Source organism: Massilia sp. CT11-108 (assembly GCF_047302915.1).
GTDB classification, from domain to species: Bacteria; Pseudomonadota; Gammaproteobacteria; order Burkholderiales; family Burkholderiaceae_D; genus Telluria; species Telluria orientalis.
In genome coordinates this window covers 1-15,317 of sequence record NZ_JBKYMO010000091.1, presented here as the reverse complement: position 1 = coordinate 15,317, position 15,317 = coordinate 1, and the positions used below count along the sequence as shown (strand labels likewise).

The 15,317-nt window shown below is 66.6% G+C and carries 13 protein-coding genes; 12 read left to right on the top strand and 1 reads right to left on the bottom strand.

What is annotated here, in order from left to right; genetic code table 11:
• The coding region (locus ACEN88_RS10360; protein WP_413339355.1) for a putative bifunctional diguanylate cyclase/phosphodiesterase at positions 1 to 1,080 on the top strand (1,080 nt) is incomplete at its 5' end.
• Position 1,081: 1 nt separating this feature from the next.
• Here ACEN88_RS10360 and ACEN88_RS10355 read toward each other — a convergent pair.
• On the bottom strand, positions 1,082 to 2,374 hold the full coding sequence (locus ACEN88_RS10355; protein ID WP_413339353.1) for an NCS2 family permease: 1,293 nt from the start codon (positions 2,372 to 2,374) through the stop codon (positions 1,082 to 1,084).
• Positions 2,375 to 2,548: 174 nt separating this feature from the next.
• Between ACEN88_RS10355 and uxaC the strand changes: the two genes are divergently transcribed.
• The 11 genes from uxaC to ACEN88_RS10300 form a co-directional block, all read left to right on the top strand.
• Positions 2,549 to 3,943: a glucuronate isomerase gene (uxaC, locus tag ACEN88_RS10350; protein WP_413339351.1), complete on the top strand. Its 1,395-nt coding sequence runs from the start codon at positions 2,549 to 2,551 to the stop codon at positions 3,941 to 3,943.
• A gap of 10 nt (positions 3,944 to 3,953) precedes the next feature.
• Complete coding sequence (locus ACEN88_RS10345; protein ID WP_413339349.1) at positions 3,954 to 5,552, top strand: UxaA family hydrolase; 1,599 nt, start codon at positions 3,954 to 3,956, stop codon at positions 5,550 to 5,552.
• A 10-nt stretch (positions 5,553 to 5,562) separates the two neighbouring features.
• Positions 5,563 to 6,990: a tagaturonate reductase gene (locus ACEN88_RS10340; protein WP_413339348.1), complete on the top strand. Its 1,428-nt coding sequence runs from the start codon at positions 5,563 to 5,565 to the stop codon at positions 6,988 to 6,990.
• 96 nt (positions 6,991 to 7,086) lie between these two features.
• Entirely contained in the window at positions 7,087 to 8,382 is a 1,296-nt protein-coding gene (locus ACEN88_RS10335; RefSeq protein WP_413339346.1) for an MFS transporter, read from the top strand.
• Between the two features lie 33 nt (positions 8,383 to 8,415).
• Complete coding sequence (locus ACEN88_RS10330) at positions 8,416 to 9,309, top strand: sugar kinase (RefSeq protein ID WP_413339344.1); 894 nt, start codon at positions 8,416 to 8,418, stop codon at positions 9,307 to 9,309.
• Entirely contained in the window at positions 9,306 to 10,028 is a 723-nt protein-coding gene (locus ACEN88_RS10325; RefSeq protein WP_413339342.1) for a GntR family transcriptional regulator, read from the top strand. The genes ACEN88_RS10330 and ACEN88_RS10325 overlap by 4 nt, the downstream gene beginning before the upstream one ends.
• A 66-nt stretch (positions 10,029 to 10,094) precedes the next feature.
• Positions 10,095 to 11,345 carry a DUF2863 family protein gene (locus tag ACEN88_RS10320; protein WP_413339340.1) on the top strand — a complete coding sequence of 417 codons (1,251 nt, stop codon included), beginning with the start codon at positions 10,095 to 10,097 and terminating at the stop codon, positions 11,343 to 11,345.
• A 439-nt stretch (positions 11,346 to 11,784) separates the two neighbouring features.
• Positions 11,785 to 12,468 carry a sensor histidine kinase gene (locus ACEN88_RS10315; protein WP_413339338.1) on the top strand — a complete coding sequence of 228 codons (684 nt, stop codon included), beginning with the start codon at positions 11,785 to 11,787 and terminating at the stop codon, positions 12,466 to 12,468.
• A gap of 1 nt (position 12,469) precedes the next feature.
• On the top strand, positions 12,470 to 13,210 hold the full coding sequence (locus ACEN88_RS10310; RefSeq protein ID WP_413339336.1) for a LytR/AlgR family response regulator transcription factor: 741 nt from the start codon (positions 12,470 to 12,472) through the stop codon (positions 13,208 to 13,210).
• 322 nt (positions 13,211 to 13,532) lie between these two features.
• Positions 13,533 to 14,771: a glycosyltransferase family 1 protein gene (locus ACEN88_RS10305; RefSeq protein WP_413339334.1), complete on the top strand. Its 1,239-nt coding sequence runs from the start codon at positions 13,533 to 13,535 to the stop codon at positions 14,769 to 14,771.
• Positions 14,772 to 14,848: 77 nt separating this feature from the next.
• A partial coding sequence (locus tag ACEN88_RS10300) for a hypothetical protein (protein WP_413339333.1) occupies positions 14,849 to 15,317 on the top strand: 469 nt, incomplete at its 3' end.

The following is a 15,317-nucleotide window of genomic DNA, read 5'->3' as shown; positions in this document are numbered from 1 at the left end:
AGCCAGGACATGGCCGCCAGCTTCTCGGAAGGCGCGTTCGCGCTGGCCCTGCTGCGCACCGACGCCGACGAACTGGCCGCCAGCGCACGCCGCGTGCTGGCCGCGCTGGGACAACCGTACAGGTATCAGCACGACGAATTCCACCTCGACCCGAGCGTCGGCATCGCGATCTATCCGAACGACGGCGTCGCGTACGATACGCTGGCGAGGGGCGCCGAAACGGCGCTGCGCCAGGCGGCCGACGGCGTCGGCCAGCGCTACGCGTTCTACCGACCGGAACTGAACCGCGACGCGAACGAGCGCTTCAAGCTGGAAAACGCGCTGCGCCGGGCGCTCGAACGCCAGGAGCTGGAGCTCCATTACCAGCCGCAGATCGCCGTCGACGGCAAATCGATCGTCAGCGCGGAGGCGCTGCTGCGCTGGCGCCATCCGGAGCGGGGCCTCGTGCCGCCGAACGACTTCATCCCGCTGGCCGAGGAATCGGGCCTGATCGTCGAGATGGGGGAATGGGTACTGCACAAGGTCTGCTGCCAGTTGCAGGCCTGGCGGCGCGCGGGCCTGCCCGTCGTGCCGGTGGCCGTGAACCTGTCGGCGCACCAGTTCGACGAACGCATCGTGGGCACGGTGCGGCGCGTACTGGACGACTGCGGGCTCGAACCGGGCCTGCTCGAACTGGAACTGACCGAGAGCGCGTCGATGGCCGACGCGGACAAGAGCATCGCGCTGCTGGCGCGGCTGAAGGGGATGGGCATCCGGCTCGCCATCGACGATTTCGGCACCGGCTATTCGAACCTGAACTACCTGAAGCGGTTCCCGGTCGACCGCCTGAAGCTGGACCGCTCGTTCGTGCGCGACCTGGAGACGGATGCCGACGACCTGGCGATCGCACGCGCCGTCGTCGCGATGGCACATGGCCTGCGGCTGTCGGTGGTGGCGGAAGGGGTGGAGACGGCCGGCCAGCTGGCTTTGCTGGCCGACCTCGGATGCGACCTCGTGCAGGGCTGGCTGTTCAGCCGCGCCGTGCCGGCGGACCAATTCGCGCAGCTGCTGGCGGCCGGGCGCATGCCGGCCGCCGCGTAGTTCAGCTTCCGATATAGACGATCTTGAAGGCGAAGAGGGCCGCGATCACCCAGATCACCGGCTTGACTTCGCGCGCGCGGCCGGTGGTCAGCTTGAGCAGCGCGTAGGTGATGAAGCCGAACGCGATGCCTTCCGCGATCGAGTAGGTGAACGGGATCACGAGCGCCGTGATCGCGGCCGGAACCGCTTCCGTCGTGTCGTTCCACTCGATGTCGCCCAGGTCGCGCAGCATCAGGCACGCGACGAACAGCAGCGCGGGCGCCGTCGCGTACGCGGGCACCACGCCCGCGAGCGGGGCGATGAACAGACAGGCCAGGAACAGCACGGCCACGGTCAACGCCGTGAGGCCCGTACGGCCGCCGGCCTGCACGCCCGACGCGCTTTCGATATAGGCCGTCGTGCTCGACGTGCCCAGCACCGAGCCGGCGACGATCGCGGCGCTGTCCGCCAGCAGGGCCTTGTTCAGGCGTTCCATCTTGCCTTCCACGAGCAGGCCCGCGCGGCTGGCGACGCCCATCAGCGTGCCGGTGGCATCGAACAGCTCGACGAGGAAGAACACAAGCACCACGTTCAGGATGCCGACGCCGAGGGCGCCCCTGATGTCCAGCTGGCCGAAGGTCGGCGCGATCGACGGCGGGGCCGAGACGAGGCCGTGGAACGTGTTCCCGCCGAAGAAGAACGAGAGGATCGTCACGACGACGATGCCGATCAGGATCGCGCCGCGCACCTTGAGGCGGTCGAGGGTGACGATCAGCAGGAAGCCGAAGACGGCCATGATGGCCTCCGGCTTGTGCAGGTCGCCCGCCTGCACGAGCGTCGCCGGGCTGGCCACGACGATGCCGGCGCTCTTCAGCGCGATCAGCGCGAGGAACATCCCGAGGCCCACCGTGATCGCCACGCGCAGCGAACGCGAGATGCCGCCCACGATCATCGCGCGCAGCCCGAACACGGAGACGAGGATGAACAAACAGCCCGACACGAACACGGCGCCCAGCGCCGCCTGCCAGGGCACCTTCATGCCCAGCACGACGGCGTAGGCGAAATAGGCGTTCAGGCCCATGCCGGGCGCCATCGCGATCGGGTAGTTGGCGTACAGGCCCATCACGAGGCTGCCCAGTGCCGCGACGAGGCACGTCGCGACGAACACCGCGTCCTTCGGCATCCCGGCGTCGCCCAGGATCGTGGGATTGACGAAGATGATGTACGCCATGGTCAGGAACGTGGTGACGCCGGCGAGGATCTCGGTCCGCGTGTCGGTGCCGCTCTGGCGCAGTTTGAAAAATGAGTCGAGCATTCTTGGATCCATTATTGTAGTGATGGCCGTGAGCGTTGTATCCATGCGTCACGAGCCGATGACCGAAGCATAACATCCGCACCAACGGCCGCGAAGGCACAAAGTCCTTGCACTGGTAATATATTAGGCCTACCATCCTGATATATCAGATTAGACACCAAGGAGCTACACGCTATGACCGCCTTCATGGACCAGGATTTCCTCCTCACCACCGACGTCGCCCGCAAGCTGTACCACGACGTTGCCGCCGACCTGCCGGTCATCGACTACCACTCGCACCTGCAGCAGGGCGAGATCGCCGAGCGCAAGAAGTTCCGCAACATCGCCGAGCTGTGGCTGGGCGGCGACCATTACAAATGGCGTCTGATGCGCACGGCGGGCGTGCCGGAGGAGTACTGCACGGGCGACCGCTCGGACAAGGAAAAATTCCTGGCCTTCTGCAAGGTGCTGCCGCTCGCCATCGGCAACCCGATCTATCACTGGAGCCACCTGGAGCTGCGCCGCATTTTCGGCATCGACCTGGTCATCAACGAAAAGAACGCGGAAGCGATCTGGGAACAGGCGAACGCGAAACTGGCCGGCATGGACACGTGGACGTTCCTGGAGCAGGCCAAGGTGGAAATCGCCTGCACGACGGACGACCCGGCCGACGACCTGCTGCAGCACGCCGAGATCGCGCAATCGGCGCTGAAGACCCGCGTGCTGCCGGCCTACCGTCCGGACAAGGCCATGCGCATCAATAACCCGGGCTTCGAACAATACGTGGCCCGCCTTGCCGACGTGTCCGGCGTGAAGATCGATTCGTTCACGTCGTTGATCGCCGCGCTGGCCAACCGTGTGGAATACTTCCATGCGCGCGGCGGCCGCATTTCGGACCACGCGATCGACATCCCGCTGCCGACCGTCGCCGCGACGGCCGACCAGCTGGACGGCCTGTTCGCCAGGCGCATGCGCGGCGAGCTGCTGGGCGACCTCGAACAGGCGCAATACCTGCGCGGGCTGCTGGAGGCGATCGGGGGCGTCTATGCGAAATACGACTGGACGATGTGCTTCCACATCGGTGCCATGCGCAACAATAACCAGCGTATGCTGGAGACTTTGGGTCCGGATACCGGCTACGATTCGATTTCCGATATGACGACGAGTAACGGCCTCGTGGCGCTGCTGTCTGCGCTCGACTCCCGTAAACAGCTGCCGAAGACGATGCTGTTCAACCTGAACCCGGCGATGAATGAAGTGCTGTCGACGATGATCGGCAACTTCCAGGACGGCAGCGTGGCCGGCAAGGTGCAGTTCGGCCCGGCCTGGTGGTTCAACGACCACAAGCTGGGCAACCTGAACCAGATCCTCGCGTTCGGCAACCACTCCGTGCTGGGCATCTTCGTGGGCATGGTGACGGACTCGCGCAGCTTCGCGTCGTACCCGCGCCACGACTACTTCCGCCGCCTCGTGTGCCGCCAGCTGGGCGAATGGGTCGCCAGCGGCGAGTATCCGGAAGACTACGATGCGCTGGCGACCATCGTGCGCGGTATCTGCTACGAAAACGCCAAGAACTACTTCAAGCTCTGATTGGGCAACCATGCAAAAAGTAATCTGCATTCACCCGGACGACAGCATGCTGGTCGCCCTGACCGACCTGGCGCCGGGTGATGTCGTGACGTGGAACGGGGAGAACATCCTCGTCTCCACGCCTGTCAAGACCAAGCACAAACTGGCGCGCCGCGCCTTCGCCGAGGGCGAGCTGCTGTCCATGTACGGCGTCGTCGTCGGCAAGGCCACCCAGCCGATCCGCAAGGGGGAAGCCGTCACGACGGACAACCTCGCGCACTACGCGTCCGAGGTGGAGATCGGGGAATCGAAGCCTTATACGTGGACGCCGCCCGACGTCTCGGACCTGAACGATGCGACATTCGACGGCATCGTGCGCGCGGACGGCCGCGTGGGCACCGCCAATTACTGGCTGATCTTCCCGCTCGTGTTCTGCGAGAACCGCAACGTGGAGCACCTGCGCAATGCGCTGGAAGGCCCGCTGGGCTATGCGACCAACGACCTCGCTTCCTTGACGTTCCAGCTCCTCGGGGAGGACATGGAGGCGCCGAAGCCGCTCGTGCGCCCGTTCCCGAACGTGGACGGCGTGCGCATCATCACGCACAACGGCGGCTGCGGCGGCACGCGCGCGGACGCGCGCTCGCTGTGCAAGATCCTCGCCGCGTATGCCGACCACCCGAACGTGGCCGGCATCACCGTATTCTCGCTGGGCTGCCAGAACGCGCAGATCGGCATGTTCAAGGATGCCCTCGCGAAGCAGAACCCCGACTTCGCCAAGCCCGTGCTGATCTACGAACAGCAGCAATGGGACAGCGAAGAAAAGATGATGAAGGCGGTGCTGCAGGACACCCTGACGCACCTGAAGGAAGCGAACAAGGTGCAGCGCCGGCCGATGCCGCTGTCGCACCTGAAGATCGGCGTGAAATGCGGCGGCTCGGACGGCTTTTCCGGCATTTCCGCCAACCCGGCGATGGGCTATGTGTCGGACATGGTCGTCGCCGTCGGCGGTTCGTCGATCCTCGCGGAATTCCCGGAACTGTGCGGCGTGGAGTCGTCGTTGATCGAACGCTGCGTCGAGGACGACGACAAGCGCCGCTTCCTCGGCATGATGCGCGACTTCGAACAGCGCGCGCTGGCCGTCGGCACGCATTTCGCCGACAACCCGAGCCCCGGCAATATCCGCGACGGCCTGATCACGGATGCGATGAAATCGGCCGGCGCCGCGAAAAAGGGCGGCACGTCGCCGATCGTCTCCGTGCTGGACTACGGCGAGCAGACGGACAAGCAGGGCCTGGCACTGCTGTGCACCCCGGGCGGCGACGTCGAATCCGTCACCGGCATCGTGGCGTCGGGCGCGAACGTCGTGCTGTTCTCGACGGGCCTCGGCACCCCGACCGGCAACCCCATCGTCCCCGTGCTGAAAATCTCCAGCAACAGCCGCGTGGCTGCCAAACTGTCCGACCTGATCGACTACGACTGCGGTCCGATCATCGAAGGCAAGCCGCTGCCCGAGGTGGCGAAAGGCCTGTTCGACATGGTCGTGGCGACGGCGGGCGGGCAATACAAGTGCAAGGCCGACCGGCTGCAGCAATACGACTTCATTTTCTGGAAACGCGATATTTCGCTGTAAGGGCATACCCATGACTCAACTTCGTCGTACCACTCCGTTCGCACTGCCGGTCAAGATCCTGCAGTTCGGGCAGGGTAATTTCATGCGCGGTTTCTTCGACTGGCAAATCGACCTGCTCAACGAGCGCACGGGCCTGGATGCCGGCGTCGTCGTCGTGCGCCCGCGCGGCGGTGGCTCGGCCCCGCTGCTGGACGTGCAGGACGGCCTGTTCACCGTGCTCGTGCGCGGCCTGGACGAGGCGGGGCTGCCCGTGAAGCAGTACCGCAAGGTCGAATGCGTGCAGCGCGAGATCGATCCGGCCACGATGTATGCCGACTACCTGGCCCAGGCGAGCAATCCGGACCTGCGCTTCATCGTCTCCAACACGACGGAGGCGGGCATCGTCGTCAACGACACCGATGGCCAGCCCGACGCGCCGCCCGTGACGTTCCCCGCCAAGCTCACGCAACTGCTGTTCGCGCGCTACCAGGCGTTCGACGGCGCACAGGACAAGGGCCTCATCCTGCTGCCGTGCGAACTGATCGACAAGAACGGCGAAGCGCTGAAGAACGCCGTGCTGCACTATGCGCGCCTGTGGGACCTGCCGGCCGGCTTCGCCGCGTGGATCGGCGACGCTTGCACGTTCTGCAGTACGCTCGTCGACCGCATCGTCACCGGCTACCCGGCCGCGGACGCCGCGCAGATCGAGCAGGAACTGGGCTACGCGGACCCGTTCCTCGTCGCGGCGGAGTACTACTACCTGTTCGTGATCCAGGGCCCGGCGGCGGTCGGGGAAGAGCTGAAGCTGGCGGGCGCGGACCTCAACGTGAAGCTCGTCGACGACATCACGCCGTACAAGAAGCGCAAGGTCGGCATCCTGAACGGCGGCCACACGACGCTCGTTCCGGTCGCGCTGCTGGCCGGCCTGGAAGCGGTCGGTCCGGCCGTCGACGATGCGCAGGTGGGCGCGTTCCTGCGCGCCGCCATCGATGACGAGATCATCCCGGCGCTGGAGATGGACCGCGTGGAACTGGAAGCGTTCGCCGCAGACGTGCTGCGCCGCTTCCGCAATCCGGCCATCCACCACCGCCTCGCGGCGATCGCGCTGAACAGCTGGAGCAAGTTCGCCGCGCGCGTGCTGCCGCAGCTGCTGCGTTACGCCGAACTGCACGACGGCCGCCTGCCGCGCCGCCTCGTGCTCGCCATGGCCGCGACGATGGTGCTGTACCGCGGCGGCGTCATCGACCTCGCGGACGATCCGGTCACGCTGGCCTGGTTCAAGGCAGGCTGGGACAAGGTCGCCAGCGGCGCATGGACGCTGGACGACCTGGCCAGCGGCTGGCTCGCCCACGGGGCGCTGTGGGGCAGGGACCTGAACGCGGTGCCGGGACTGGCTACGCAACTGGCCGCGAACCTGCGCGACATCGAACAGCAGGGCATCCGCGCACTGCTGGCGTAAGGCACTCACTATCAACGAAAAAAGAAGCCGCAGGCGCACCCGCGCCGAGCGGCCCGGAATCTTGCGCGCCTAAAAAACGGCGCCGGAGGAGACAACATGAGCAAAATGAAGGGCATGCGCTGGTGGATGGTGGGCCTGGTCACGCTGGGCCTGATCGTCAACTACCTGGCGCGCAACACGCTGTCCGTCGCGGCGCCGACGATGATGGCCGACCTGCACATCGACACGAAGCAGTATTCGTACATCGTCGTCGCGTGGCAGGTCTGCTACGCCGTCATGCAGCCCGTGGCCGGCTTCGTGCTGGACGCGATCGGCACCAAGATCGGCTTCGCCGTGTTCGCGTTCGCATGGTCGCTGGCCTGCGCCTGCGCCGCGCTGGCCTCCGGCTGGCAGAGCATGGCGTTCTTCCGCGGCCTGCTCGGGCTGACGGAGGCGGCCGGCATTCCGGCCGGCGTCAAGGCGACGACGGAGTGGTTCCCCGCCAGGGAGCGGTCGGTCGCCATCGGCTGGTTCAACATCGGCTCGTCGATCGGCGCCCTGTGCGCGCCGCCGCTCGTCGTGTGGGCGATCCTGCACGCGGGCTGGAAGTCGGCGTTCGTCATCGTGGGCGTGCTGGGCATCGCGTGGACCCTGTTGTGGGCCGTGTTCTACAAGCACCCGCGCGACCAGAAACTGCTGTCCGATGCGGAGCGCGATTACATCCTGGCGGGCCAGGAAGCGAAACACCAGGACAGCGCCGCGAAGGCGTCGTGGCGCGAGATCGTCAGGAACCGGAACTTCTGGTCGATCGCGATCCCGCGCTTCCTGTCCGAGCCGGCGTGGCAGACGTTCAACGCGTGGATCCCGCTGTACATGGCGACCGAGCGCCACATGGACCTGAAGGAGATCGCGGTGTTCGCATGGCTGCCGTTCCTCGCCGCGGACATCGGCTGCGTGCTGGGCGGCTATCTGTCGCCGTTCGTCCACCGGCATTTCAATGTCTCCCTGTTCGCGTCACGCAAATGGGTCGTCGCGTTCGGCGCGCTGTGCATGATCGCCCCGGGCTGCATCGGCCTCGTGGCCAGCCCGTACACCGCGATCTTCCTGCTGTGTATCGGCGGCTTCGCGCACCAGACGCTGTCCGGCGCGCTGTACGCGATCACATCCGACGTCTTCGGCAAGAACGAAGTGGCGACGGCCACCGGGCTGGCCGGCATGTCCGGCTACCTGGGCGCGACCCTGTTCACGCTGGTGTTCGGCATCGTGGTCACGCACGTGGGCTACAGCCCGCTGTTCGTCGTGCTGGCCGTGTTCGACGTGCTGGCGGCGGTCGTCGTGTGGACCATGGTCCGCGACGGCGGGCCGCGCACGCCCCGCAAAACAGATGCCCCGGCCGTCGCCGGCATCCGGTAAACTCTCGGCCGATACTCAACACAAGGACTCAAGATGGCAGCACACACCGTCTACGCGATCGGCGAATGCATGATCGAACTGCAGAAGCACGGCGACCAGGGCACGCTCGACTACCGCTTCGGCGGCGATACGCTGAACACGGCCGTGTACATGGCCCGCCTGCTCGATCCGGCGGTCGCGAACGTCGCGTACGTGACGGGCCTGGGCCAGGACGGCATGTCCGCCGAGATGCTGGCCGCGTGGGAGCGCGAAGGCGTCGCCACCGCCAGCGTGCTGCGCCTGGCGGACCGGCTGCCGGGCATCTACATGATCGAGACGGATCCGGACGGCGAGCGCCGCTTCCACTACTGGCGCAAGGATTCCGCCGCGCGCCACTGGATGGCGGCGCCGGACGCGGACCGGGTGCTCGCGCAACTGGCCGGGGCGCGCATGGTGTACCTGTCCGGCATCAGCCTCGCGATCCTGTCCCCGGGCGACCGCGACGTGCTGATCGCGACGCTGGCGCGGTGCCGCGCGGCGGGCGGCAAGGTCGTCTTCGACAACAACTACCGGCCGCGCCTGTGGGAGAGCGCGGACACGGCGCGCGACGTCTATGGCCGCGTGCTGGCCCATGCGGACATCGCGCTGCTCACGCTGGACGACGAGGTCGCGCTGCATGGTCCGGGCCACGCGCGCGACGCGATCGAGCGCACGCGCACGCTGGGCGTGGGCGAGATCGTCGTCAAGTGCGGCGGCGATCCGGCCGTCGTCTGGCACGACGGCACGGTGCACGAAGTGGCGCCGGAACCCGTGAACGACGTGGTCGATACGACGGCCGCCGGCGATTCGTTCGGCGCCGGGCACCGCCTGGCCGGCACGGTGATCCGCCACCGCGGCGCGATCATCCCGCGCGACGCGATGCCGAATTCGCTACACTTCCGACCATGAACCAGGCCCCACCCAATCCCGTGACCGAGGCGGAGAGCGGGCTCTCCGCGTCGCGCCGCGTCTACCTGTGCCTGCGCCGGCGCATCGTCGAGATGGACATGCTGCCGGGCACCCGCGTCGTCGAGCGCGACATCGCCGAGGAGTTCGGCACGAGCCGCACGCCCGTGCACGAGGCCGTGCAGCGCCTGGCGGACGAAGGCCTGATCGAGATCGTGCCCCGCTCGGGCACGTTCGTGTCCCGCATCCCGCTCGACGCGCTGGACGAGGCCAACCTCGTGCGCCACGCGCTGGAGACGGCGATCATCGAAAAGGCGGCCGAGCGCGTGGGACCGGACGACATGGCACGCCTGCGCGCGATCCTCGCCGAGCAGGAGGCTGCCATCACCGCGAACGACTTCGGCACGTTCCACCGCACGGACGAACGCTTCCACGCGCTGCTGGCCGAGCTGTCCGGCTACCCGGGCGTGTGGCCGATCATCCAGCAGGCCAAGACGCAGATGGACCGCTACCGCCAGCTCACCCTGCCGCTGGAAGGCCGCATGGCCGGGGTGCTGGAAGAGCACCGGTCCGTCGTCGACGCGATCGAGGCGCGCGACCCGGCCCGCGCGGTGGCCGCCATGCGCGAACACCTCGACCATGTGATGCCGGTGCTGGAAATCACCCGCAAGCTGCGTCCGGAATTCTTCACGGCCCACCTCGACGCGCGCCCCCCACGCTGACGCGTTTTTCGCCCCGGGCGACCGATTTGTTACCATGGTGGCTCGTAAACTTTGATGAAGTCAGCCATGCCCAACAACAAGCGCCCGGCCAAGGGCCCGTCGGCCCAGCCCAACCGAAGGTCAGCGACGCCGGCCAAGCCGGCCAAGGCCGCCAAGCCGGTGGAAGCGGATCCCGACGAGCTGGCCCAGAATCTCGTCGACCTGGCGCTCGAGATCACCGAGCGCGAAGGCCCCGACGCGGCCACGCTCACCGCGCGCCAGGAAGAACTGGCCGTGCTCGTGCGCCGCATGCTGCGCCGCAAACACGACGACGTGCTGTACGGCGCCATCGAAGTGGCGAAGTACACGGATCCCGATTGCTGCCGCCTGCTGCGCGAGCGCGTGGAAGAAGAGGCCGCCACCTACCACGTCCGTGACGACGAGACCGAACTGGAAATCGACGCCTTCATGATCCCGCTGTTCGTGCACAGCACGGGCGGCCTCGTGCAGGACGACGTGTTCCGCGACGACGCCGATTTCGACGCCCTGATGGACAGTTTCCGCCAGTCCGGCCTGGCCAGCGCCGCCACCCGCATCGTGCTCGTGCGCCACCTGTACGACCTGGACGCCGTCGACCGCATCCGCTACAGCCACCTGCAGGAGATGCTGCGCGAAGCCGCGCAGGCGCTGCGCTCGCGCAAGCTCGTCGCCACGCCCGCCATCGAGGCCAGCATGCGGCCGTGGATCGGCGGCGACTACGAGCCGGAAGACGAGGCGATGGAACTGCGCTTCCTCCTCGGCTTCGCGCTGAAGCCGGCCGACGATCCGTTCTACAAGGTGCCGTCCGGCGAGGCCGCGTCCGATGCGTACTTCGAAGGCCGCATGGCCCGCTACCGCATGTGGGCCGGCAGCGTGTCGCCGCTGCTGCAGCGCTGCCTGTCGCGCCATCCGGCCGAGATCGAGCTGAACTTCCTGTACCAGGACCTGTTCTACGGCGCCAAGGAGCAGGGCGTGGGCGAGCTGTCGATGCTCGCCACCCTGGCCGAGGTCAACCAGAAACTGGAAGACCAGCAGCGCCCGCCGGACCGCATCAAGGCCGTCGTCGCGCCGCTTGAAGCCAACGGCGAGCCAGTCCTGAGGATCAACCTGTACCCGCTGGACGGCGGCGCGCCGCTGGCCACGGTCGACAAGCCGCTCGACCTGGCCGCCCACCTGGAGGCCGAGCTGGAAGACTTGTGCGATGCGCTGGGCACGGTCGGCCTCGACGGCGTGCTGCTGGCCCGCGGCTTCGATGCCGCCGGCGAACCGGAAGACGCGGAACCCTATCTTTCGGCCTGAGGCGTTCAAACCCGGAAAAACGCATTCATGCCGCGGGCGTACCCTTCGTCGCATCGTCCGCCGGGTCGTCATGGCGTCGCTACAATGATCCTTGTCGAACGTTACAAGGGGTCCATGATGACTGTTCCATTCCGCCTGCCGGCCGTGCCGCAGGACCACAAGCTGGCACGGCGCTATATCGTGCAAACGATCCTGCGGCATGGTGCGACCGTCGTGCTGGCGTGGGTGGTCATCCTTGCCTTCGGGCTGATCCTCGCATGGCGCTTCGAAAGCCTGCGCCATCTGGACGTCTGGAACCTGCCCACCACGCTGCTGGTGTCGCTGGTGTTGCCGTTGCTGGGATGCAGCGCGACCGCCATCGGGCTGGCCCGGCAGCATCTCGATCGAGCACCTTCCCGGCCTGCAGTTATTCCTTGCGCCCGGCCGGGCATTGCAGGCGGTGGAAACGGTGACCGGCCTGCTGCGCGAACGCCTGCGCCAGCGCGGACTGGCGATCGAGACGGCCCGGCGCGCGCAAGAACTCGAACGGGCGGCCCTGCATGCCCGGCTGAGCGCCCTGCAGGCCCAGGTGGAGCCGCATTTCCTGTTCAATACGCTGGCCAACCTGAAATACCTGATCCGTACGGACCCGGAACGCGCCCAGGGCATGCTCGACAGCCTGGTGGGCTATTTGCAGAGCGCGCTGCACGACATGCGCGCCGTCTCCTCGACGCTTGGACGCGAACTGGCGTTGGCACGCAACTATCTGTCGCTCATGAGCGTGCGCATGGGGCCGCGCCTGCGCTTCCGGATCGATGCGCCCGATGACCTGCTTGCCGTACCGATGCCCGCGGCCATGCTGATCTCCCTGGTCGAGAATGCCGTCAAGCATGGGCTGGAACGCGCGACCCGGCCCGGCACCGTCACGATCGCCGCGCGCGCCGAAGGCGGCGCCCTGCGGTTGCACGTGAACGACGACGGCGTCGGTTTCACCGACCAGGCAGGGCAGGGGTTCGGACTGTCGAATATCCACGAGCGCCTCGCCTTGCTGTACGGCGGCGCCGCATCGCTGACGGTGTCGGGGGCGCCCGAAGGCGGCGTGGAAGCGGTCCTGACCCCGCCGCTGGCCGCGACCGGAGCCTGACATGCCGGTCGCCCTCATCGTCGAAGACGAACCGTTGCTGCGCGCGGAACTCCGCGACCAGCTGCACGCCCTGTGGCCCGAACTGGAGATCGGCGCGGAGGCCGAGAACGGCATCGAGGCCGTGGCGTACGTCGAGTCCCTACGGCCGGACGTCGTGTTCCTCGACATCCAGGTACCGGGACTGAACGGGCTGGAAGTCGCGCGCCACATTCCGGAGGCGACCCAGGTCGTGTTCGTCACCGCCTATGCCGAACACGCGCTGCTGGCGTTCGAGACGGGCGCCGCCGACTATCTCGTGAAGCCCCTCGATACCGGGCGGCTGATGCAGACGGTCAAGCGCCTGAAGGCGCGCGGACGTGACGGCAACAGACCGGCCGCCCATCTGTGGCGACAACTGTCCAGCCCGCCGGCACCCGTCGCCCACCTGAAATGGCTCAGGGCTTCGGTGGGGAATGTCGTGCGGCTGGTGATGGTAAGCGACGTGCAGTTCTTCCAATCCGACGGTAAATATACGCGGGTCGCCACAGCGGGCGGCGATGCGTTGATACGCCTGCCGCTGAAGGCCTTGATCGAACAGCTCGATCCCAGCCAGTTCGTGCAGGTGCACCGCGCCGCGATCGTCAACCTGCAAGCCATCGACCACATCGTCCGGGACGGGACGGCGATGGAAATCCTGCTCAAGGGCAGGCCCGAAAAGCTCGCCGTGAGCGAGGCGTACGGCCGGCAGTTCCGCCAGATGTGATCCCGTTTTGCGGCACTGCACACGTCGTCACGCAAGCGTAGATGATGCCGCTTCGTAGTGTTTTTTCCATTGTCCGCGTAGGAGGGAACCTACAATTTTTGGCACTCTGCCGAGCTCTCCTAGGGAGACCCGGACCGTAGGGGTCTCGGCACGTTTCCCGATGCAAACATTGCAATGCATAAATGAAAATATTAAGAATTTTGCATGATACGATTCACTGGTCCGGCACTTGATCTGTCGGTGTTTTCCAGAGCATCGACGCATCAGGTTCCGGCCTTGAATCCAGATCAACTAGAACGCCCCGAGGCGAAAGGAAATCAACATGCCGACCCTGATCGTGTTTTGCCATCTGCGCTGGGACTTCGTCTTCCAGCGCCCCCAGCACCTCATGACTCGCCTGGCGGAACACTACCGAATCCTGTTTGTCGAGGAGCCGGTGTATGACGAGGGCAAGGCGCACCTGAAGAAGACGGCCGTTGCGCCGAACATCACGGTGTGCCAACCGCATACCGGCATCCAGGCACCCGGCTTCCACGACGACCAGATCCCCACGCTGCAGACGCTGCTGGCCGACCTCGTCCCGGAAGGCGAGCGTCCCGTCGTCTGGTTCTACACCCCGATGGCCCTGCCGCTGCTGCAAGGCTTCGATCCGGCACTCGTCGTCTACGACTGCATGGACGAACTGGCCGCCTTCAAGAACGCCCCGAAACAACTGCTGCAGCGCGAAAACGCACTGCTGAACATCGCCGACCTGTGCTTCACGGGCGGTCCGAGCCTGTACCAGTCCAAGCGCGAGCGCCACGCCAACGCGCACTGCTTCTCGAGCAGCGTCGACGCGAAACACTTCCAGAAGGCGCTGGACCGTGACTACAGCCACCCGGAGCAGGCGCACGTCGCCCGTCCGCGCCTGGGCTTCTACGGCGTCATCGACGAGCGCTTCGACACCGACCTCGTGCGCCAGGTCGCGCAAGCGCGTCCGGACTGGCAGATCGTCCTGGTGGGGCCGGTCGTGAAGATCGACCCGGCCAACCTGCCGCGCGCGAACAACATCCACTACATGGGCCAGCGCACCTACGAACAGCTGCCGCAATTCCTGGCCGGCTGGGACGTCTGCCTGCTGCCGTTCGCGCTGAACGAGTCGACCAGGTTCATCAGCCCGACCAAGGTGCTGGAATACATGGCGGCCGAACTGCCGTCCGTCAGCACCCCGATCACGGACGTGAAGGTGCCGTACGGCGACGTCGTCGCGATCGCGGACACGCCGGATAAATTCATCGCCGCCTGCGAACGCATGCTCGCCATAAACGACGAGCAGCAGGCCGCGCTGAAGGAGCGCATGCGCGCCATCGTCGCCAACACGTCGTGGAACAAGACGGCCGCCAGCATGCACCACCTGATCCAGACGACCGCGCCGAGCAACAAGGCCCAGCGCTTCCTGGCCCAGGCGGAACAGCGGGACTTCGACGACGTCGTCAACGCCGAGAACGTCAATCCGCTGCCGATCGCCGCACTGGCCGCGCGCATGACACCGAAGGACGGGATGGCGAAGGCCGCGGGCTGAACGCAGAAATCGCTCAACCGGGCGATTAAATCGCGCAAACGCGCGCGACCGGTGACGAACGTGAATACAATTCGCGCATGCGAACGTATTCACTCTTCATCGCTCATTTAATCGCCCTCTTGCTGGCGGTCGTCAGCGGCGGCGCGGGAGCGCAGGGCACGGCGACCTGGATCTGGTCCCCGGGCGATTTCGAGATCTGGCTCTCCAACCGGATGCAGGTGCAGCGCGTCGAGCGCGACGTCGCCTGGCCGCCGTTCTGGCGCCTGTACAACCATCAGCCGCAGGTGAACTTCATCCGGCAGGTCGACCTGGCCGCGCCGGAAGACATCGACATCACCGTCGAAGGCATCTACAACGTCGCCATCGACGGCCAGTTCGTCCATGGCGACCAGCACCGCGTGCGCGTCCCCGCCGGCAGGCACACGCTCAACCTGCAGGTCTATAACGCGGCCTCGCCGCCGGCCGTGTTCGTGCGGGGACCGACGATCCGCTCCGACGCGTCGTGGTCGGTCGGTCCGCGTCCCGGCGCGCCGGCGGCGCATGCGG